The sequence below is a fragment of the Ancylobacter sp. Lp-2 genome, from assembly GCF_020523795.1.
Lineage (GTDB): Bacteria > Pseudomonadota > Alphaproteobacteria > Rhizobiales > Xanthobacteraceae > Ancylobacter.
The window spans coordinates 1-19066 of sequence record NZ_JAJALI010000018.1 but is presented as its reverse complement, the minus strand read 5'-3'; the positions used below and the strand labels follow the sequence as shown (position 1 = coordinate 19066).

At 67.5% G+C, this 19066-nt stretch carries 18 protein-coding genes; 11 read left to right on the top strand and 7 right to left on the bottom strand.

The window, feature by feature from the left end:
• Positions 1–4: 4 nt before the first annotated feature.
• Entirely contained in the window at positions 5–3091 is a 3087-nt protein-coding gene (fdnG, locus tag LGR54_RS25060) for a formate dehydrogenase-N subunit alpha (protein ID WP_230364685.1), read from the bottom strand.
• Between the two features lie 65 nt (positions 3092–3156).
• On the opposite strand from fdnG, the gene LGR54_RS25055 reads away from it, so the two are divergent.
• The 3 genes from LGR54_RS25055 to selD all read left to right on the top strand — a co-directional run bounded on the left by LGR54_RS25055 (position 3157) and on the right by selD (position 6497).
• A complete protein-coding gene (locus tag LGR54_RS25055; RefSeq protein ID WP_230364684.1) occupies positions 3157–3987 on the top strand; it encodes a TlpA disulfide reductase family protein in 831 nt (276 codons plus the stop codon).
• Positions 3984–5114, top strand: a complete 1131-nt coding sequence (locus tag LGR54_RS25050) for a transglutaminase-like domain-containing protein (protein WP_230364683.1) — start codon at positions 3984–3986, stop codon at positions 5112–5114. Before LGR54_RS25055 ends, LGR54_RS25050 begins: the two co-directional genes overlap by 4 nt.
• A 309-nt stretch (positions 5115–5423) precedes the next feature.
• Positions 5424–6497, top strand: a complete 1074-nt coding sequence (gene selD, locus LGR54_RS25045; protein ID WP_230364682.1) for a selenide, water dikinase SelD — start codon at positions 5424–5426, stop codon at positions 6495–6497.
• Here selD and LGR54_RS25040 read toward each other — a convergent pair.
• Positions 6434–6850 (bottom strand): helix-turn-helix domain-containing protein, encoded by a 417-nt coding sequence (locus tag LGR54_RS25040; RefSeq protein WP_230364681.1) that lies wholly within the window; start codon positions 6848–6850, stop codon positions 6434–6436. The genes selD and LGR54_RS25040 overlap by 64 nt on opposite strands.
• A gap of 175 nt (positions 6851–7025) precedes the next feature.
• On the opposite strand from LGR54_RS25040, the gene LGR54_RS25035 reads away from it, so the two are divergent.
• Complete coding sequence (locus tag LGR54_RS25035; RefSeq protein ID WP_230364680.1) at positions 7026–7880, top strand: SDR family oxidoreductase; 855 nt, start codon at positions 7026–7028, stop codon at positions 7878–7880.
• 40 nt (positions 7881–7920) lie between these two features.
• On the opposite strand, the gene LGR54_RS25030 is transcribed toward LGR54_RS25035, so the two are convergent.
• Positions 7921–8820 carry a LysR family transcriptional regulator gene (locus LGR54_RS25030; protein WP_230364679.1) on the bottom strand — a complete coding sequence of 300 codons (900 nt, stop codon included), beginning with the start codon at positions 8818–8820 and terminating at the stop codon, positions 7921–7923.
• A gap of 143 nt (positions 8821–8963) precedes the next feature.
• On the opposite strand from LGR54_RS25030, the gene LGR54_RS25025 reads away from it, so the two are divergent.
• Both LGR54_RS25025 and LGR54_RS25020 read left to right on the top strand, forming a co-directional pair.
• Positions 8964–10148 (top strand): MFS transporter, encoded by a 1185-nt coding sequence (locus tag LGR54_RS25025; protein ID WP_230364678.1) that lies wholly within the window; start codon positions 8964–8966, stop codon positions 10146–10148.
• A 148-nt stretch (positions 10149–10296) separates the two neighbouring features.
• Positions 10297–10914: a TetR/AcrR family transcriptional regulator gene (locus tag LGR54_RS25020; protein WP_230364677.1), complete on the top strand. Its 618-nt coding sequence runs from the start codon at positions 10297–10299 to the stop codon at positions 10912–10914.
• A gap of 36 nt (positions 10915–10950) precedes the next feature.
• Here LGR54_RS25020 and LGR54_RS25015 read toward each other — a convergent pair whose 3' ends face one another.
• The 4 genes from LGR54_RS25015 to LGR54_RS25000 all read right to left on the bottom strand — a co-directional run bounded on the left by LGR54_RS25015 (position 10951) and on the right by LGR54_RS25000 (position 14939).
• On the bottom strand, positions 10951–12231 hold the full coding sequence (locus LGR54_RS25015) for a TRAP transporter large permease (RefSeq protein ID WP_230364676.1): 1281 nt from the start codon (positions 12229–12231) through the stop codon (positions 10951–10953).
• Positions 12231–12749: a TRAP transporter small permease gene (locus tag LGR54_RS25010; protein ID WP_230364675.1), complete on the bottom strand. Its 519-nt coding sequence runs from the start codon at positions 12747–12749 to the stop codon at positions 12231–12233. The genes LGR54_RS25015 and LGR54_RS25010 overlap by 1 nt, the downstream gene beginning before the upstream one ends.
• A 98-nt stretch (positions 12750–12847) precedes the next feature.
• Positions 12848–13825, bottom strand: a complete 978-nt coding sequence (locus LGR54_RS25005) for a TRAP transporter substrate-binding protein (protein WP_230364674.1) — start codon at positions 13823–13825, stop codon at positions 12848–12850.
• A 304-nt stretch (positions 13826–14129) separates the two neighbouring features.
• A complete protein-coding gene (locus LGR54_RS25000) occupies positions 14130–14939 on the bottom strand; it encodes a 2-keto-4-pentenoate hydratase (protein ID WP_230364673.1) in 810 nt (269 codons plus the stop codon).
• A 107-nt stretch (positions 14940–15046) separates the two neighbouring features.
• Between LGR54_RS25000 and LGR54_RS24995 the strand changes: the two genes are divergently transcribed.
• The 5 genes from LGR54_RS24995 to LGR54_RS24975 all read left to right on the top strand — a co-directional run.
• Entirely contained in the window at positions 15047–15724 is a 678-nt protein-coding gene (locus tag LGR54_RS24995) for a GntR family transcriptional regulator (RefSeq protein WP_230364672.1), read from the top strand.
• A gap of 50 nt (positions 15725–15774) precedes the next feature.
• Positions 15775–16614 (top strand): 5-dehydro-4-deoxy-D-glucuronate isomerase, encoded by an 840-nt coding sequence (gene kduI / locus LGR54_RS24990; protein WP_230364671.1) that lies wholly within the window; start codon positions 15775–15777, stop codon positions 16612–16614.
• A complete protein-coding gene (gene kduD, locus LGR54_RS24985) occupies positions 16611–17375 on the top strand; it encodes a 2-dehydro-3-deoxy-D-gluconate 5-dehydrogenase KduD (RefSeq protein WP_230364670.1) in 765 nt (254 codons plus the stop codon). The genes kduI and kduD overlap by 4 nt, the downstream gene beginning before the upstream one ends.
• A gap of 2 nt (positions 17376–17377) precedes the next feature.
• On the top strand, positions 17378–18277 hold the full coding sequence (locus LGR54_RS24980; RefSeq protein ID WP_230364669.1) for an SMP-30/gluconolactonase/LRE family protein: 900 nt from the start codon (positions 17378–17380) through the stop codon (positions 18275–18277).
• The coding region (locus tag LGR54_RS24975; RefSeq protein ID WP_230364668.1) for an NAD(P)-dependent oxidoreductase at positions 18274–19066 on the top strand (793 nt) is incomplete at its 3' end. The genes LGR54_RS24980 and LGR54_RS24975, both read left to right, overlap by 4 nt.

Sequence of the window (19066 nt, the reverse complement as noted above, 5' to 3'; positions counted from 1 at the left end):
CTCCCTACGCCACCGGCCCAGTCGAGGGCTCGATGTTGACCATGAATGCCTTGAACTCCGGCGTCTCGATATTGGCGTCGCCGACGAACGGGGTGAGCACGTTCGCCGGGAAGCCCTTGCGGGCGGCGCCGACGAAGCCCCAGTGAATGGGCACGCCGACCACATGCACCGTCTTGCCATCAACCGTCAGCGGCTTGATGCGCTTGGTGACCACCGCGATGGCGAAGATCTCGCCACGCTTCGACCACACCCGCACCCAGCCGCCCTTGACGATGCCCTTCTCCCTGGCGAGTTCCTCCGAGATCTCCACGAATTGCTGCGGCTGCAGCACCGAGTTCACGTGGTTGTTCTTGGTCCAGTAGTGGAAATGCTCGGTGAGCCGGTAGGAGGTGCCGGCATAGGGGAAGTTGGGATCGCCGATATCGGCGAACTGCTTCCAGTCATCGGCGAAGACGCGCGCCACCGGATTGCCGCGCACCTTGGGCGCGATCACGTTGGCGACCGGGCTCTCGAACGGCTCGTAATGCACCGGGAACGGCCCGTCGCGCATCATCTTGCGTACGAAGAGGCGTCCCGTGCCTTCCGGGTTCATGATGAACGGACCGACATCGCCCGGCTTGGCGTTCGGCGCGATGTCCGGCACGTCGTAGCCGGTCCATTTCGTGCCGTCCCACTCGATCAGCTTACGCGAGGGATCCCACGGCTTGCCGTCGAGGTCGGCGGAGGCGCGGTTGTAGATGATGCGCCGGTTGGCCGGCCACGCGAAGGACCACTTCAGATAGGCGCCGGTGTCATCCGGGTCGGAATTGTCCCGGCGCGCCATCATGTTGCCCGCCTCGGTCCAGCTGCCGGCATAGATCCAGCAGCCGCCGGCCGTGGTGCCGTCGTCGCGATACAGGCCGAAGCCGGACAGCTGCTTGCCCGCCTCCAGGATCTTCTTGGTCGGATCGTTGGGGTCGAACACATCCACCAGCGCCGAACCGTTCATCTCCTTCGCCAGTTCCTCCGGCGACGGGTCCTCCGGGTTCTTGTAGGACCAGTTGAGGTTGACGATCGGATCCGGGAAGGCGCCGCCCTCCTTGCGATACATCTCCTTCAGCCGCAGATGGATCTGCGCCATGATCCAGGCGTCGGTGCGCGCCTCGCCTGGAGGCGAGCCGCCCGGCCAGTGCCATTGCAGCCAGCGGCCGGAATTCACCAGCGAGCCCTCATCCTCCGCGAAGCAGGTGGTGGGGAGCTGGATCACCTCGGTCTTGATGCTGGCGGTGTTGGCATTGTTGAAGACGCCGTGGTTCTCCCAGAAGCGCGCGGTCTCGGTCTGGAGCGGGTCCATGATCACGAGCATCTTGAGCTTGGACAGTCCCTCGGCGAGCTTCGCCCGGTTGGGGAAGGCCTGCAGCGGGTTGAACCCCTGGCAGAAATAGAGGTTCACCTCGCCCTTCTTCATCCGCTCGAACATCCGCAGGATGTCGTAGTTCGGCACGTCGAGCTTGGGCAGATAGTCATAGGCCCAGTCGTTCTGCGCCGTCGCGGCGTCGCCATACATCGACTTCATGAAGCTGACGAAGAACTTCTTGTAGTTCTGCCAGTAGCTCATCTGGTTCGGCCGCAGCGGCTTGAAGCCGCGCGTCGAGATGTAGGTGGCGAAGTCGGCTTCCTTCTCGATCGGCAGGTTGAGATAGCCGGGCAGCATGTTGGACAACAGCCCGATATCGGTCAGCCCCTGGATGTTGGAGTGGCCGCGCAGCGCGTTCATGCCACCGCCGCGCACCCCGATATTGCCGAGGATGAGCTGCAGCATCGCCATGCCGCGAATGTTCTGCGACCCCTTGGAATGCTGGGTCCAGCCGAGCGCGTACATCGACGTCATGGTCTTGGTCGGCGACGAGCACTCGCCGATCATCTCGGCGATGTGCAGGAACTTCTCCTTCGGCGTGCCGCAGATGCGCTCCACCATCTCCGGCGTGTAGACGGCGACGTGCTGCTTCAGGAGGTTCCACACGCAGCGCGGATGCTGCAGCGTCTCGTCGACCACCGCATAGCCGTCCGGCCCGATCTCGTACTCCCAGCTGTCGCGGTTGTAGTCGCGCTTTTCCTCGTCATAGCCGGTGAACAGGCCGTCCTGATAGGCAAAGCCCTCCTTCACGACGAAGGACGCGTTGGTGAACGCCTTGGTGTAGGCCCACTGCACCTTGTCGTGCTGGATGCACCAGTTGATCAGGCCCAGGAGGAAGGCGATGTCCGACCCCTGGCGGATCGGCGCGTAATAGTCCGCGACCGACGCCGAGCGGTTGAAGCGCGGGTCGACGACGATCAGCTTGGCGCCACGGTTGGCCTTAGCCTCGGTGACCCACTTGAATCCGCACGGATGGGCTTCGGCGGCATTGCCGCCCATGATGATGACGAGATCGGTATTCCGGATGTCGGTCCAAGAATTCGTCATTGCGCCACGGCCAAATGTTGGGGCGAGACTCGCCACCGTCGGGCCGTGTCAGACGCGTGCCTGGTTGTCGAACCCGAGCATGCCGGTCGAGCGCACCACCTTGTAGGTGGCGAACGCGGTTTCGTTGGTGGTCGCCGACGCCGCCAGGAAGCCGGTGGTCAGCCAGCGGTTGACGGTGACGCCGTCCTTGTTCTTGGCGATGAAGTTGGCGTCGCGGTCGTCCTTCATGGCGCGGGCGATCTTGTCGAGCGCCGCGTCCCAGGCGATCGGCTCGAACTTGTCGGAGCCCGGCTTGCGCACCATCGGCTGGGTCAGGCGCGTCTCGGACTTCACGATGTCTTTGAGCGCCGCGCCCTTCGGGCACAGCGTGCCGCGATTGGTCGGGTGATCGGCATCGCCCTCGATATGGACGATGTCGGCCTTCTCACCCTTCCGGAGGTCGCCCTTGGAAAAGATGATGATGCCGCAGGCCACCGAACAATAGGTGCAGGTGTTGCGGGCCTCGACGGTGTTGGCCAGGTGGAACGGCTTGACGTAGGCGGCCACCGCCGCTTCCGCCTCGCCGAAGCCGAAGGCCCCGAGCGTCGAGCCCGCCAGTCCCGCACCCGACGTGCGCAAGAATGCGCGACGCGAGAGCTCCATGTTCATCGCAATGTTCTCCCGGCTTGGGGTGCCGTCATTCTCCCTATCCATCGATAGGGTAATCCAATTGGGTGACGCTATTTTTTAGCTTGTCCAATGTCAAATCACCTAAAGTCGACCCGTGGCGAAAAAGACTGTTTTTCCAGATGCTTCCGTCGTGCGATTTCGCAAATGCACTGCTGCGGCGCACAATCCGCTCGCCCGCCGCAGGCGGACGATTGACGCGGCAGCCCGACTATCGGCAGGATTGTGGCGTGCTCGATCATTCGGCTCCCGCGTGTCGGGGCTCCGCATCATCGCTTTTGCCAGCCATGCTGATTGCCCTTGCGTCACTTGCCGTGAGCGCGAGCGCGCAATTGCGGGCTGAGCCGGCTTTTCCGTCGGGCACCGCGCTACCGCCGCTGGTGCTGAACTCGCTCGATCACGGTCCGCAGGACCTTGCCGCGCTGCGGGGACGCCCGGTCGTCGTTCACTTCTTTGCGACATGGTGCGAGCCATGCCGGGAGGAGATGACCGGGCTGGACGAACTCGCCGAGCGCCTCGCCGAGCTGCCGCCGTCGTCGCGTCCAGCGATTCTCGCCGTCGATGTCGGCGAGCCCGCCACCCGTGTCCGCCGCTTCCTCGCCCGCGAATTCGCCGACCGGCCGCCGCCCTTCCCGGTCCTGATCGACGAGGACCGCGCCGCCATGAAGGCCTGGAAGGTCGCCTTCCTGCCCACCAGCTATGTGCTCGACGCCGGCCACGCGCTGCGTGCCGAGGCCGCCGGCCCGGTCGACTGGACCGACGCGCGCGCCCTCGCGGTGTTCGACGGCCTTCTCGCCGAGGTGCCGCGCGCGGGCCACGACGTATCCCCCCTCACTCTGCCCGCCTTGCCTGAAAACTCCGGGAGCAAGCAACAATGACAAACCGTCGCGACCTGTTGAAAGCCGGCGCCGCCTTCGCGGCCGCCGCCGCCCTTCCCCATTCCGCCTTCGCGCAAGCCGGTGCTATCCCGGCGGCGGCGACCTTCGCCCCGAAGCCCGGCAACTGGCGCAGCTTCGAGGTGGTGACGACGCTGAACGTCGCGCCGGTGGAGGGCAAGGCCGGGCCGGCCCAGGCCTGGGTGCCGCTGCCCTCCTACGCCGCCGAGGACTGGTTCAAGCCCGGCGACAGCAGTTGGAAGACCAACGCCAAGACCGCCGAAGTGGTGCAGGATCCGCATTACGGGGCGAAGCTGCTGCACCTCACCTGGGCCGAGGGCGAGGACAAGCCGCAGGTGGAGATCACCTCGAAGTTCGCCACCCGCGACCGCGCCACCGACCTCTCCAAGCCCGGCGCCGCCGCGCCGCTCTCCGCGCAGGACCGGGCGCTGTTCCTCAAGGCAACCGACCTCATCCCGACCGATGGCCTCGTCAAGCAGACCTCGGACAAGATCGTCGCCGGCAAGACCACCGACGTCGAGAAGGCCCGCGCTATCTATGAATGGGTGGTGGACAACACCTATCGCAACGCCGCCACCCGCGGCTGCGGCACCGGCGACATCGCCTCGCTGCTGGCCAGCGGCAATCTCGGCGGCAAATGCGCCGATCTCAACGCGCTGTTCGTCGGGCTGTCCCGCGCCGCCGGCATTCCGGCCCGCGACCTCTACGGCATCCGCGTCGCGCCCTCGGCCTTCGGCTACAAGAGCCTCGGCGCCAACTCCCCGGTGATCTCCAAGGCGCAGCACTGCCGCGCCGAGGTGTGGCTGGAGGGCTTCGGCTGGGTCGGCGTCGACCCCGCCGACGTCCGCAAGGTCGTGCTGGAGGAGCCGCCGGGAAAGAACGCCCTCGACGACGCCAAGGTGGTTGCCGCGCGCAAGGCGCTGTTCGGCGCCTGGGAAGGCAACTGGCTCGCCTATAATGACGGCCACGACATCGCGTTGCCCGGCTCGAACGGCCCCAAGCTCGGCTTCCTGATGTACCCGCAGGCGGAGGTGGCCAGCCTGCGCCATGACTGCCTCGATCCGGACGCTTTCACCTACACCATCAAGGCCAGCGAGATCTCGGCCTGATCGACCTCGTCTGGTCGTCCTCCCGGCCGGAGACGAAGGCGAAGGTCGGGATCGCTCCCGGCTCCGTGCGATGCGGAATCGGCCTATGCCGTCCGGGATGAGGCCTGGCGAGGACGGACGCGAAAACTCCCTCTCCCCGTCGGGGAGAAGGTTGGGGTGAGAGAGGCGATCAGGCGCCCTCCCCCCTCACCCGCCGCTGCGCGGCGACCTCTCCGTCGAAGCTGGATGTTTCCGGCTTCGACCTTGCCGGACCGAATTCGGCAACTGCCGAGTTCGGACGAGGAGAGATTGAGAAAGGGACATCTGACCATGCTCGACAAGCCCGCCACTCCGTCCGCCGAACCGGCGCCGTTCCGCCTCACCAGCCTCGCCCATGGCGGCGGCTGCGGCTGCAAGCTCGCCCCCTCGGTGCTGCGCGAGCTCCTGTCCGAGCAGGCGCCGGGCGGGCCGTTCGAGAAGCTGCTGGTCGGCACCGAGACCGGCGATGATGCCGCGGTCTACCAGCTCGACGACGAGACCTGCCTGATCGCCACCACCGACTTCTTCATGCCGATGGTGGACGACCCCTACGAGTTCGGCCGCATCGCCGCCACCAACGCGATTTCCGACGTCTACGCCATGGGCGGCAAGCCATTGCTGGCGCTGGCCATTCTCGGCATGCCGCTCGGCAAGCTGCCGACCCCGATGGTGCGCGACATCCTGCGCGGCGGGCAGTCCATCGCCGCCGAGGCCGGCATCCCCGTTGCCGGCGGCCATTCTATCGACAGCCCCGAGCCGATCTACGGTCTCGCGGTGATCGGCACTGCCCGGCCGGAACAGATTCGCCGCAACAGCACCGCGCGGGCCGGCGACGTGCTGATCCTCACCAAGGCGCTCGGCGTCGGGCTCTATTCGGCGGCGTTCAAGAAGGAGGCGCTCTCACCGGCCGGCTATGCCGAGATGGTCGCCTCGATGACCAGGCTCAACCGCATCGGCGCCGAACTCGGCAAGCGGAGTGAGGTGCATGCCGTCACCGACGTCACCGGCTTCGGCATTCTCGGCCACGGGCTGGAAGTCGCGCGGGGCTCCAACCTCACACTGCGCCTCGACGCCGACGCGCTGCCGGCGCTGAAGGAAGCCGAAGCTTTGGCGCAGCAGGGCTTCGTCACCGGCGCCTCGCACCGCAACTGGGCGAGCTATGGCGAGGGCGTCACCCTGCCGGAGGGCTTCCCCGACTGGCGCCGGCACCTGCTCACCGACCCGCAGACCTCCGGCGGCCTCTTGGTCGCGGTGGCGCCGGAAGCGGCCGAGACGCTCCTCTCCGAGATCCGCGCCGCCGGCTATCCGGCGGCAACCATCGTCGGCCGGCTGGAGGCGGGCTCGCCCGGCATCGTCGTCGGCTGACGCCGCGCGCCCCGCACCGTGGTGTCGTTGGCCTTCACCCAGTCGATGAGGCCACCGAGCGGCACCATCAGCGAACGGCCGAGATCGGTCAGCTCGTAATCGACGCGCGGCGGCACGGTGGGGAACACCGTGCGCGAAATGAAGCCGTCGGTCTCCAGCGAGCGCAGCGTCTGGGTCAGCATGCGCTGCGAGATGTCCGGGATCGAGCGGCGCAGTTCGGAAAACCGCCGCACGCCGGGATCGAGCTCGGTCAGCACCAGCACGCTCCAGCGATCGCCGATGCGGTCCAGCAGCAGCCGCACCGGGCAGGCATCGCCGAGTGCCAGCCATTCCGCCTTCATCATTCCAGCCATCACCTGCTCCCTTCCGCGCGCGAGACCCGCGCCATTGGTTACTGCCGGCATACCGAGGCACGGCACGATGCCTTCTTGCGCCTTTGATGCAGAAGCGCATGTTAGTCTCATTCCGTAACCAAGGACAGCCCGTCGGCGCCATCGCCTTCCGGCGTCCATGCAGGGACTGCGCATCATGATCGTCATCACCGCCGCCAGCGGCAAGCTCGGCACCGCCCTCGCCGACGCCTTCAAGGCCAAGAGCCTCGCAGGACAGGTGCGGCTCGCCGTCCGCTCGCCGGACAAGCTCGCCGCCCGCAAGGCCGAGGGTTTCGAGGTGGTCGCCGCCGACTATGACGACCCGGCCAGCCTGAAGGCCGCCTTCGCCGGTGCCGAGACCGTGGTGCTCATCTCCGGCGCGGGCACCAACGACATCCGCACCGTGCAGCATCACCACGCCATCGAGGCGGCCAAGGCGGCCGGGGTGACGCGCATCGTCTATACCAGCGCCACCAACCCGGTGAGCGCCAGCCGCTTCGACTGGGCGAAGGCGCATGAGGCGACCGAGGCCGAGCTCAAGGCCTCCGGCCTCGCCTGGACCATCCTGCGCGACAATTCCTATTTCTCGAACAACGACCTGCTCTTCGCCAATGCCAAGGCGAGCGGCGTGCTGCCCTTCCCCGGCATCGACGCGAAGGTCGCCTATGTCTCGCACGAGGACGTGGCGGATTCGATCGTCGGCGCGGTGACCGGCGCCGGCCATGCCGGCAAGGTCTATGAGATCGCCGGCGACGAGGCCTGGAGCGCGGTCGAGCTCGCCGCCCTGCTCTCCGAGCTGACCGGCAAGGAGATCAAGGCGCTCGACGTGCCCGTCTCCGCCTTCGAGGACCAGTTCCGCGCCATGGGCCTGCCGGAATGGGTGGCGACCGGGGTGGGCAGCTTCTATGCCGCGCTCGGCGCGGGCGAATACGCCGCCACCTCCGGTGACGTCGCGCTGCTGGCCGGCCGTCCCTCGACCGGCGCGCGCGCCTATCTCAAGGCGTTCGCCTGATCCGTTCGGACCGAAGGCAGGCGGCGGCACGCGTCGCCGCCTAGCCCTTGATCCGCTCGGCGAGGAAATCGACGAAGGCGCGGATGCGGGCGTCGAGATGGGCGTGGCCGACATAAACGGCGCTCATCTGCTCGACATCGCCGGCACTGTAGTCCTCCAGCACCGGCACCAGCAGGCCGGCCTCGATATCGGCGCGAATGTGGAATTCGCCGATGCGGGCGAGCCCAAGGCCCTCCAGCGCCAGCCGCCGCACCGTGGTGCCGCTATTGCCCTCGAAATTGCCGGTGACCGGACGGGTGAACCAGGCGCCGGTAGCCGGGTCGCGGAACGGCCAGTCATCCAGGCTGCGGCGGAAATTGAAGCGCAGGCAATTGTGGCGGTCGAGATCCGCTGGCGTCGCCGGCACGCCCTGGCGCGCGAGATAGGACGGCGACGCGATGATCAGCCGCCGGCTCTCCGACAGCCGCCGCGCCTTCAGGGTGGAATCGCGCAGCGGCCCGATGCGGATGGCGAGATCGGTGCGCTCGCCGAGCAGGTCGATGACGCTGTCGGTCAGCGACAGGTCGAGCGAGACGCGCGGGTAAAGCGCCAGGAACTGCGGCACCAGCGGCACCAGATAATGCTCGCCGAACGCCACCGAGGCGGAGACCCGCAGCCGCCCGCGCGGCTCGGCGGCGGCACCGCCCGCCACCTGGCGTTCCGCCTCCTCGATGCTGGCGAGGATGGCGCGGGCGCGCGCCACATAGGCTTCGCCCTCGGCGGTGAGCACCAGCGCCCGGGTGGAGCGCACCAGCAGCCGCACGCCGAGCCGCGCCTCGATGCGGGCGACGATCTTCGACACCGCCGAGGGCGACAGCCTGAGCGATCGCCCGGCGGCGGAAAAGCTGCCGCGATCGGCGACCTCGACCAGCACCTGCATCTCGCCGGCGCGATTATCCATGGCGCCCCTCTCCATTCATGAAACAGCTTCACAGATCCTGATCATGATCTTGGAATAAACAAGAGGGAATAGAGACCCCATAGTTCCGGCAACGTCATCGATCCTTTCGCGCGCCGCCCGGCGGACGCGCCCGGAGCTGTTCCATGCCCATCGCCCTCTTCGCCCTTACCGTGGCGGCCTATGCCATAGGCACCACGGAATTCGTCATTGTCGGCCTGCTGCCGACCGTCGCCGCCGACCTCAACATCGACCTGCCGCTCGCCGGCCTGATCGTGTCCGTCTACGCGCTCGGCGTTACCTTCGGCGCGCCGGTGCTCACCGCGCTGACCGGCCGCGCACCGCGCAAGGCGCTGCTGCTCGGCCTGATGGCGCTGTTCATCGCCGGCAATGCCGGCGCGGCGCTGAGCCCGGACTATGCCAGCCTGCTGGTGGCGCGGGTGATCTCCGCCTTCGCCCATGGCGTGTTCTTCTCGGTCGGCGCCACCATCGCCGCCGACCTCGTGGCGCCCAATCGCCGCGCCTCGGCCATCGCCATGATGTTCATGGGGCTGACGGTCGCCATCGTCACCGGCGTGCCGCTCGGCACCTTCATCGGCCAGCATTTCGGCTGGCGCGCCACCTTCGCCGGCGTCGCGGTGCTCGGCGTGGTGGCCTTCCTCGCCATCGCCGTGCTGCTGCCCGCGCAGCTGTCGCGTCCCGAGCCGGCCAAGCTCTCCGACCAGCTCAAGGTGCTGGCGAGCGGACGCCTGCTCATCGTCTTCGCCATGACCGCGCTCGGCTATGGCGGCACCTTCGTCGCCTTCACCTATCTGGCGGCGATCCTCGAAACCGTCACCGGCTTCGACGCCGGCGCGGTCAGCCTGATCCTGGTGCTGTACGGCGCCGCCATCGCCGCCGGCAACCTGATCGGCGGGCGCATCGCCGACCGCGATCCGGTGAAGGCGCTGACCGGGCTGTTCGCGGCCCAGGCGCTGGTGCTGGCGGTGTTCGGTTTCACCATGTCGGCGCCGCTGGCGGCGCTGGCGACCCTCGTCGCGCTCGGCTTCCTGTCCTTCGCCAATGTGCCGGGCCTGCAGATCTATGTCGTCGAGCTCGCCCGGCTGTACCGGCCCGGCGCCGTCGACGTCGCCTCGGCGCTGAACATCGCCGCCTTCAATCTCGGCATCGCCATCGGCGCCTGGGTCGGCGGGCGGGTGGTCGCCTCGCCCTTCGGCCTGGAGGCGACGCCGTTTGTCGGCGCCGGGCTGGTGGCGGTGGCGCTCGGGCTCACCATATGGAGTGGTGTGCTCGACCGGCGTGCCGACGCGACGGCCGCGCAGGCGGCGTGAGGCCTATCGGCAACGCTTCGGCGGGCATAGCACCGCCCCGGTGATCCGGCCCGGCTATCTCTGATTTGCATCATGAATAAAAAATGGTGTTTACAGAGAGCGGGCGGAGCCAGGCGGGGTCGGCGTACCCGACGGAGGTGAAGTTAAATTGCGTGTTACCCGGGAAAAGGTCGCCGAGCATCGGCGCGCAATCCTCGATACCGCCTCGCGGCTGTTTCGGGAGCGCGGCTTCGGCGATGTCGGGGTTGCCGAAATCATGCAGGCGAGCGGCCTGACCCATGGCGCCTTCTACGGCCATTTTCGCTCCAAGGCGCATCTGGCCGAGGAGGCCTGCCGCGACGCCTTCCAGAAGAGCCGCGCCGAATGGAGTGCGGTGCCCAGCCTGTGGTCGATCATCGAGCGCTATGTCTCGATCCTCCATCGCGACGCCCCGTCCAAGGGCTGCCCGATGTCGGCCTTCGGCGCCGAGATCGCCCGGCAGCCGGAGCATGTGCAGACCCAATATGCCGACGGGCTGCGCCATCAGCTCGGGCGCATCGCCGAGTTGCTGCCGCCCGGCGGCACGCCGGCAGAACGGCACGCCGATTCGATCACGCTGATGGCCTCGATGGTCGGCGCCATCACCCTGGCGCGCGGCCTGTCCTCGACCGACCCGGCGCTTTCCGAGGAGATCCTCGCCTCGGTGCGCGATTCGCTGCGCCGGCACGTGATCGAGGAGCACGGCACCGCCAAGGCCTGCGTGCAAACGGGAGAGGCCGCCGAATAGGCGGCCCCTCGATCGGCTCGGTGAACCGGCGCCGCCTCAGCGGAACATCGCCGGCAGCCAGAGCGACAGCGCCGGCACATAGGTGACCAGCAGCAGCACGAACACGCTGGCTCCGAAGAACGGCCAGATGGTGCGCATTGCCTCGCGTATGCTGATGCCGCCGACCGCGCAGCCGACGAACAGCACCGTGCCGACCGGCGGCGTGTTCAGCCCGATGCCGGCATTGAGGATCATCACCACCCCGAAATGCACGGGGTCGATGCCGAAGGCCTTCACCACCGGCAGCAGCACCGGCGTGCAGATGATGATCATCGGCGCCATGTCCATGAAGGTGCCGAGGAACAACAGCACGATATTGATCAGCAGCAGCACCATGATCGGGTCTTCGGAGACCGAGCGGATCAGCGCGATGGTGGATTGCTGCACCTGCAGATAGGCCATCAGCCAGCCGAAGGACGCCGCCGCGCCGATCACCAGCAGCACCATCGCCGTGGTGCGCACCGCGCCCAGCGTCGCCTCGACGAAACCCGACCAGTCGAGTTCGCGATAGACCAGCACCGCCACCAGCAGCGCATAGAGCACCGCGATGCAGGAGCTCTCCGTCGCGGTGAAGACGCCCGAGCGCACGCCGCCGAAGATGATGGCGATGAGCAGGAGGCCGGGGATCGAGGACAGGAGGTAGAAGCCGAGCTTGCCGAAGCCGGGGAACGGCTCGGAGGGATAGCCGCGGCGCTTCGCCACCCACCAGGCGGTGACCATCAGCGACAGCGCCAGCAGCAGGCCCGGCACCACGCCGGCGGTGAACAGATCCGCCACCGAGACGTTGCCGCCCGCGGCGATCGAATAGAGGATCATGTTGTGCGAGGGCGGGATCAGCAGCGCGATGATCGCCGCGTTCACCGTGACGTTCACCGCGTAGTCGCGGTCATAGCCGCGCTTGGCCATTTGCGGGATCATCAGCCCGCCCACCGCCGAGGCATCCGCCACCGCCGAGCCGGAAATACCGCCGAACAGCGTCGAGGCGACGATGTTCACCTGGCCGAGCCCACCGCGCAGATGGCCGACAAGGCCGGCGGCAAAGCGGATCAGCCGCAGCGCGATGCCGCCGCGCACCATCAGATCGCCGGCGAAAATGAAGAACGGAATCGCCATCATCGCGAAGACGTTGATGCCGGAATTCAGCTGCTGGAACACCACGATGGGTGGCAGGCCGAGATAGAGCACAGTCGCCAGCGAGGAGATGCCGAGGCAGAAAGCGATGGGGGTGCCGATCGCCATCAGCGCGATGAACGAGCCGAACAGGACGAAATGCGCCATCACACCACCTCCGGGGTCGCGGTATCGGCGGCGATCTCGACGCCGAGCAGCGTGTCGACCAGCCGTTCAGCGGCGAACAGCGCGATGAGGATGCCGCCGAGCACCAGCGGGAAGAAATCCACCCCGCCCGGCCAGCCGAGCACCGGGATGGTCGCGGTCCATGTGCCGATGGCGAGCTTGGCGCCGTACCAGGCCATGGCGATGCCGAAGGCCGCCACCAAAGCGAGGTTCACCAGGTCCATCGTCCGCTGCGCCCAGGGCGGCGAGATGTGATGGAACAGGTCGAGCCCGAGATGCACGCTGTCGCGCACGCCGACGGCGGCGCCGAGCAGGATGAACCAGCTCATGAACTGCAGCGACAGCGGCTCCGCCCAATTAGGCGTGTCGTTCAGTATGTAGCGGCCGAACACCTGCCAGCCGACCACGGCGGTCATGATGACCAGGAGGGTGCCCGAGATCCACAGCGACACCGTGGACAGGACGCCGAGCACCCGGCGAACCACGCGAAGAGCCTGCATCGTGCCTCCGGCCTCCGGTTCGCTTGCGGGCGCTCCGGCCCGCTCCGCGCCATTGGCGGGGGCGGGCCAGCCGGCCTTCGCCGGCGAGAGCGGCGCGCTCATTGGACGGCCTGGATGCGGGTCACCAGATCCTTCATCTTCGGATCGGTGACGAAGCTGTCATAGACCGGCTTCATCGCTTCGATGAACGGCGTCTTGTCGACGGTGAACACCTTCACCCCGGCATTGCGGACCTTCTCTTCCGACGCCTTCTCGCGCGCCAGCCACAGCTCGCGCATCTTGACGACGGATTCCTTGGCCGCCTGGCGGACGATCTTCTGGTCTTCCGGCGACAGCTTGTCCCAGCTCACCTTGGAGATCACCAGCGCCTCGGGGGCCAGCGAGTGCTCGGTGAGGGTGTAGTTCTTCGCCACCTCGAAATGCCGCGAGGATTCGTAGGACGGCCAGTTGTTCTCGGCGCCGTCGACCACGCCGGTCTCCAGCGAGGAATAGACCTCGCCGAACGGCATCGGCGTCGCATTGGCGCCGAACGCCTTCATCATCGCGATCCACAGATCCGACTGCTGCACGCGGATCTTCATGCCCTTGAGGTCGGCCACCGACTTCACCGGCTTCTTGGTGGTGTAGAAGCTGCGGGCGCCGGAATCGTAGAAGGCGAGGCCGACGAGGCCATGCGGCTCGAAGGCGGCGAGGATCTCGTCGCCGATCGGCCCGTCCACCACCTTGTGCATGTGATCGACCGAGCGGAACAGGAACGGCAGGCCGAGCACCTGGGTCTGCGGCACCAGATTGTTGAACGGCGCGGTGTTGACGCGGTTCATGTCGATGACGCCGAAGCGGGTCTGCTCGATGGTGTCTTTCTCGCTGCCGAGCGAGGCGTTGTTGAACACCTGGACGTCCAGCCGGCCGTTGGTGCGCTCCTTCACCAGCTTGCCCATGTAGATGACCGCCTCGACGGTCGGGTAGCCGTCCGGATGGATGTCGGCGGAGCGCAGCACCGTCTGGGCGCTCGCGGTGGCGACGGAGCAGGACAGGGCCAGAGCTGCAGCCAGCCCCAGAATGCGTGGCGTATTCATCAGGTTTCCTCCTTGTGAGATCGCTCGTACGGTCGACGATGCCCGCCGCTCGAGGCGACCTGCACCGCCGCCGCCCGCTTTCTTGCGGGGCTGGCGACGTCGTTGGTATCGAACTAAAGCGCTAATGCATTAGCGGTGTCAATTGCCGGAAACAGTGGCCTTGAAGAGCTATTGATCTATCGAAACTCTGCATCCCGGATGCATGCGCATCCCTGCCGGAGACCCACTGCAACGAGTTCGCGACGAGCCTCATCGTACGTCACCGCACTGGTCTGCGGGTAGGCGGGAACCCCAAGGCTAGTCCTCACACGAGGACCGATTGGTCCCCCGCGATGGTTTGCGGCTCCCGAGCGACAACACGCAGATCGAAGCCGCCGACGCCGGGAAACTCGATGCGGGCCTCCTCGCCGACGCGCACGTCATGCACCCCGGTGGTCATGCCGGTGAGCACGATGTCACCGGCCTTGAGGGATCGGCCGCGCGAGGCGAGCTGGGCGATGAGGAAGGCGACGGATTCATAGGGACCGCCGGCGACGCGCGCCGCGTTCCCCTCCCCCGCCAGCACGCCGCCGATCAGCGTGCGGGAGACAAGACGCTCCCAGTCGCCGGTCGCCCCCGGCGGGATCGCCGGGCCGATCAGCGCGCCGGCATTGTTGCCGTGATCGGCGATCACCGCCCCCGGCCCGAGATCGTTGATGCTGGCGAGCGGGCTGGAGGCGATCTCCGAGCCGGCATGCAGCGTGGCGAAGCCGGGAATGTCCGCCGCCGCGACCGGCCGTTCCGGTGCATCGGCGGTGAGCCGCACCACGAATTCCGCCTCGATGGCGGCAAAGCCGCCGGCATAGACGAACACGTCGACACTGCCGCCGTCGGCCACGTCCTGCACCGCATCGGTGAACACCGGTCCGACGAGGCGCGGCGCGTCGTAGCGCTCGCGAAACGCCGGCGGAATGCCCGCCACCTTCCAGCCGGCAAGGCGGCGCGGGGTCAGCCGCAGCACCTCCTCCTGCACCGCATAGGCCGCGGAGAGGCTGGCGGGCAGCTCGCCCGGAAACCCCGCCAGGGCGCGCGCCTCGCGCCGTGCCGCGACAAATTCCTCTGCCGTGCTGGGCATTTACCGCTCCCCAAGACGCTTGCATCGTTTTTGGTATGGTAGATACTGCCTCTAGTATGGTAGAACGTCAAGCAGCAATCGACCCCCGCAGCCAGGAGTAGCCCAAGGTGAACGTGGAGACCGGCGAGGTCGCGGAATCGAGCGCGCGGCGCATCGAGCGCGAGATTCGCAAGGCGATCATCACACTGGACATCCTGCCCGGCGCGCCGCTGTCCGAGCAGGAGATCGCCGAGCGCTATCAGGTCTCGCGCCAGCCGGTGCGCGAGGCCTTCATCGCGCTGGCCCGCGCCGGACTGGTCGAGATCCTGCCGCGCCGCGGCACTTTCGTGGTGAAGATCTCGCTCGACCGCATGCTGGAGGCCCGCTTCATCCGCGAGACGCTGGAGGCCGGCATCGTGCGCCGCGCCTGCGAGCGCTTCGACGCCCGTATCCGCACCCGCATCGACTTCTATCTCGATGCGCAGCAGGTCGCCGCCGAGGCCGGCCGGCACTACGAGTTCCAGCGCGCCGACGAGCGCTTCCACGCCGCGCTCGCCGAGGGGGCGGGCTGCCCGACCGCCTGGTCGGTGATCGACGACATCAAGGCGCATATGGACCGGGTGTGCCACCTCACCTTGCCCTCGGCGACGGCGCTGCCGCGGCTGGTCGACCAGCACCGCGCCATCCTCGCCGCCATCGACGCCCGCGATCCCGACCGTGCCGAGACGGAGCTGAAGGCGCATCTGTCGGAGATCCTCAAAGCCCTGCCGCAGGTACGCGCCGCCCATACCGACCTGTTCATCTGACCCATTCCGACAGGGCCGGCCAACGGCCCGACCACGCCAGGGAGAGAGCCATGGACCTTCGCCACGCCATCCATCCGGATCAGGCCGAAGCCCTCGACACCACCGGCCTGCGCCGGCATTTCCTCATCGACGCCGTGTTCGAGGAGGGCGGTATCCGCGCCACCTACTCGCATTACGACCGCATGGTGGTGCTCGGCATCGCGCCAGCGGCGGCGCCGCTCGCCTTCGATGCGGCGCTCGCCAAGGTGGCCGGCAGCGAGTATTTCCTCGAGCGACGCGAACTCGGCGGCATCAATGTCGGCGCCGGGCCGCTGAAGGTGGCCGCCGATGGCGAAAGCTTCGTCGTCGCGCCGCAGGAAGCGCTCTATCTCGGCATGGGCTACCGGGAAGTGACCTTCGAGAACCTCGATCCGGCGCGGCCGGGACGCCTCTATGCCAATTCCGCCCCGGCGCATCAGCGCCATCCCAGCCGCGTGGTGCGGCAGGACGAGGCATCGCCGCAGCCGCTCGGGGCGCTGGAGACCTCCAACAAGCGCACCATCTTCAAATATCTGCACCCCGGCGTGCTGCCCACCTGCCAGATCGTCATGGGCCTGACCCGGCTGGAGGGCGGCAGCGTGTGGAACACCATGCCGGCCCACACCCATGACCGGCGCATGGAATCCTATTTCTACTTCGAGGTGCCGCAGGACAGCTTCGTGCTGCATCTGATGGGCCGACCGGAGGAAACCCGCCATCTGGTGGTGCGCAACGAGCAGGCGGTGCTCTCGCCGCCGTGGTCGATCCATTCCGGCGCCGGCACCGGCTCCTATGCCTTCATCTGGGCGATGGCCGGCGACAACCAGTCCTTCGCCGACATGGACTTCGTGCCGATGGGAGAGCTGAAGTGAGCGCGGCGACGCTGTTCGACCTGCATGACCGCATCGCCCTCGTTACCGGCGCGCGCACCGGCATCGGTCGCGCCCTCGCCGAAACGCTGGCCGAGGCCGGCGCCGACATTATCGGCCTCGGCTCGCGCGCCATGCCGGAAACCCGGCGGGCGGTGGAAGACAAGGGCGTGCGCTTTCACGAGGTGATCCGCGACCTCGAGCAGGGCGGCGACTTCGCCGCGCTGCTCGCCGAGATCGCCGGAGATTTCGGCGCCCCGGACATCCTCGTCAACAATGCCGGCATCATCCGCCGCGCCGACTTCGTCGACTTCACCGAGGCGGACTGGGACGCGGTGATGACGATCAACCTCAAGAGCCTGTTCTTCCTCTCGCAGGCGGTGGCACGCGGCTGGATCGCCCGCGGCGTCGAGGGGCGCATCGTCAACATCGCCTCGCTGCTCTCCTTCCAGGGCGGCATCCGCGTGCCGTCCTATACCGCCAGCAAGCACGGCGTGGTCGGCCTCACCCGGCTGATGGCCAACGAACTGGCCAGCAAGCGCATCACCGTCAACGCCATCGCCCCCGGCTATATAGAGACCGACAACACCGAGGCGCTACGCGCCGATCCAGTGCGTAGCCGGCAAATATTGGAGCGTATCCCGGCGGGGCGCTGGGGGGCTCCCGACGATCTGAAGACCGCCATACTGTTCCTCGCCGCTCCCGGCTCCTCCTATGTGACGGGAACGGTGGTGCCGGTGGACGGCGGCTGGCTGGCGCGCTGAGCATGGCCGAGGACAACGAGATGCAGGCCCGGCTGGTGGTCGACAGCCGCTGCGAGATCGGCGAATCTCCACTATGGGACGCCGCGCGGCGGGCGCTGTTCTGGGTCGACATTCCCGCCGGCACGGTGTTCCGGCTCGATGTCGCTACCGGCGCCATCCGGAGCTGGCGGTTCGACGCGCCGGTCGGCAGCCTCGGCCTCGCCCGCTCGGGGCGGCTGCTGGTCGCGGTCGGCGGCGAGGTGCTCCTCTTGGACATCGACACCGATGCGCGGCAACGGCTTGCGATGGTGGAGTCGCGCTTCCCGGAATTCCGGCTGAACGACGGCAAGGTCGGACCGGACGGTGCCTTCTGGGTCGGCTCGATGCATGACGTGGCACCGAACGAGCAACGGCCGGAGGCGTGCCTCTACCGGGTGAGCGCCGACGGGCGGGTCGAGCGCAAGATCGACCGGCTCAAGGTCTCCAACGGCCTCGCCTGGACGGCGGACGGGCGCACCCTGTTCCATACCGATTCGCGCGGCCCGTGGATCGACCGCTGGGATTTCGATCCTTCGACCGGCGCGCTGTCCGGCCGCCGCCGCCTGCGCGATTTGTCGGAAGCAGAAGGCAGGCCGGATGGTGGCGCCTGCGACATCGCCGGGCTCTATTGGAGCTGCGGCGTCTCCGCCGGTTGCCTGAACGGCTTCGATGGCGACGGCCAACTGGTGCGCAAAATCGCCCTGCCGCTGCCGGCGCCCACCATGCCCTGCTTCGCCGGCGAGGGATTGACGACGCTGTATCTTACCAGCCTCCACAAGGGCCTGCCGGCGGAGAAGCTGGCCGCGGCGCCCGCTTCCGGAGGCGTGCTGGCGCTGGAATTTCCCGTCGCCGGCGTACCCGTCGGCCTGTTCGAGGACGCATGATGACGCAGCCGATCGACGCCCGCCCCCTGCTCCTTACCGGCGCCGCCGGCGCTCTGGGCCGCATGCTCGCCGGGAAGCTGGCGGGCCACGACCGTCCGCTGGTGTTGAGCGACATTATCGAGCCGGCTTATGACTTACCGGAGAATACGCGTTTCATCGCCGCCGATCTCGCCGATCGGACGGCAGTTGCCCAGCTCGGCTCGGATTTCTCGGCGGTGCTGCATTTCGGCGCTGCCTCCACCGAGCGCGATTTCGAGGCTATTGTCGGACCTAACATCCTCGGCACGCATCATGTCTTCGACCTTGCACGTGCCAGCCGGGCGCGAGTGATCTTCGCCTCCTCGAACCACGCCATCGGCTTTCATCGCCGGGGCAAAATGCTTGACGAGGACTGCGACCTGCGCCCGGACGGCTATTACGGATTGAGCAAGGCCTATGGCGAGTTGCTGGCCCGGCTCTACTGGGACAAGCATGGGCTGGAGAGCCTGTCGATCCGCATCGGCAGTTGCGTCGAACGACCGACGGATGTCCGTCATTTATCGACGTGGGCGAGCCACGGTGATTTGGTTCGTCTCATCAAGGCAGGGCTATCACATGTTTCGCTTGGGTGTCGGATTGCGTGGGGAGTGTCGGCGAACGCGCGCGCGTGGTGGGTGCGGCATGGCGAGGCGATGGGCGGCGCGCCGCTTGATGATGCCGAACTTTATGCCGATGCGGTGGTGCCGGGGGCGGCGGAGGCGGATGCGGTGTCGGCGCGCTACCAGGGCGGCACCTTCTGCGCCTCGGGCT

Excerpts from the sequence above, each read along its gene's own strand:
- selD (WP_230364682.1), top strand. The coding sequence starts at position 5,424 with ATGCTCGACAAGCCCGCCACTCCGTCCGCCGAACCGGCGCCGTTCCGC.
- LGR54_RS25040 (WP_230364681.1), bottom strand. The coding sequence starts at position 6,850 with ATGGCTGGAATGATGAAGGCGGAATGGCTGGCACTCGGCGATGCCTGC.
- LGR54_RS25000 (WP_230364673.1), bottom strand. The coding sequence starts at position 14,939 with ATGCCCAGCACGGCAGAGGAATTTGTCGCGGCACGGCGCGAGGCGCGC.
- LGR54_RS24980 (WP_230364669.1), top strand. The coding sequence starts at position 17,378 with ATGGCCGAGGACAACGAGATGCAGGCCCGGCTGGTGGTCGACAGCCGC.
- LGR54_RS25015 (WP_230364676.1), bottom strand. The coding sequence starts at position 12,231 with ATGGCGCATTTCGTCCTGTTCGGCTCGTTCATCGCGCTGATGGCGATC.
- LGR54_RS25010 (WP_230364675.1), bottom strand. The coding sequence starts at position 12,749 with ATGCAGGCTCTTCGCGTGGTTCGCCGGGTGCTCGGCGTCCTGTCCACG.
- kduI (WP_230364671.1), top strand. The coding sequence starts at position 15,775 with ATGGACCTTCGCCACGCCATCCATCCGGATCAGGCCGAAGCCCTCGAC.
- LGR54_RS25035 (WP_230364680.1), top strand. The coding sequence starts at position 7,026 with ATGATCGTCATCACCGCCGCCAGCGGCAAGCTCGGCACCGCCCTCGCC.
- LGR54_RS25025 (WP_230364678.1), top strand. The coding sequence starts at position 8,964 with ATGCCCATCGCCCTCTTCGCCCTTACCGTGGCGGCCTATGCCATAGGC.
- LGR54_RS25005 (WP_230364674.1), bottom strand. The coding sequence starts at position 13,825 with ATGAATACGCCACGCATTCTGGGGCTGGCTGCAGCTCTGGCCCTGTCC.
- LGR54_RS25050 (WP_230364683.1), top strand. The coding sequence starts at position 3,984 with ATGACAAACCGTCGCGACCTGTTGAAAGCCGGCGCCGCCTTCGCGGCC.
- LGR54_RS25030 (WP_230364679.1), bottom strand. The coding sequence starts at position 8,820 with ATGGATAATCGCGCCGGCGAGATGCAGGTGCTGGTCGAGGTCGCCGAT.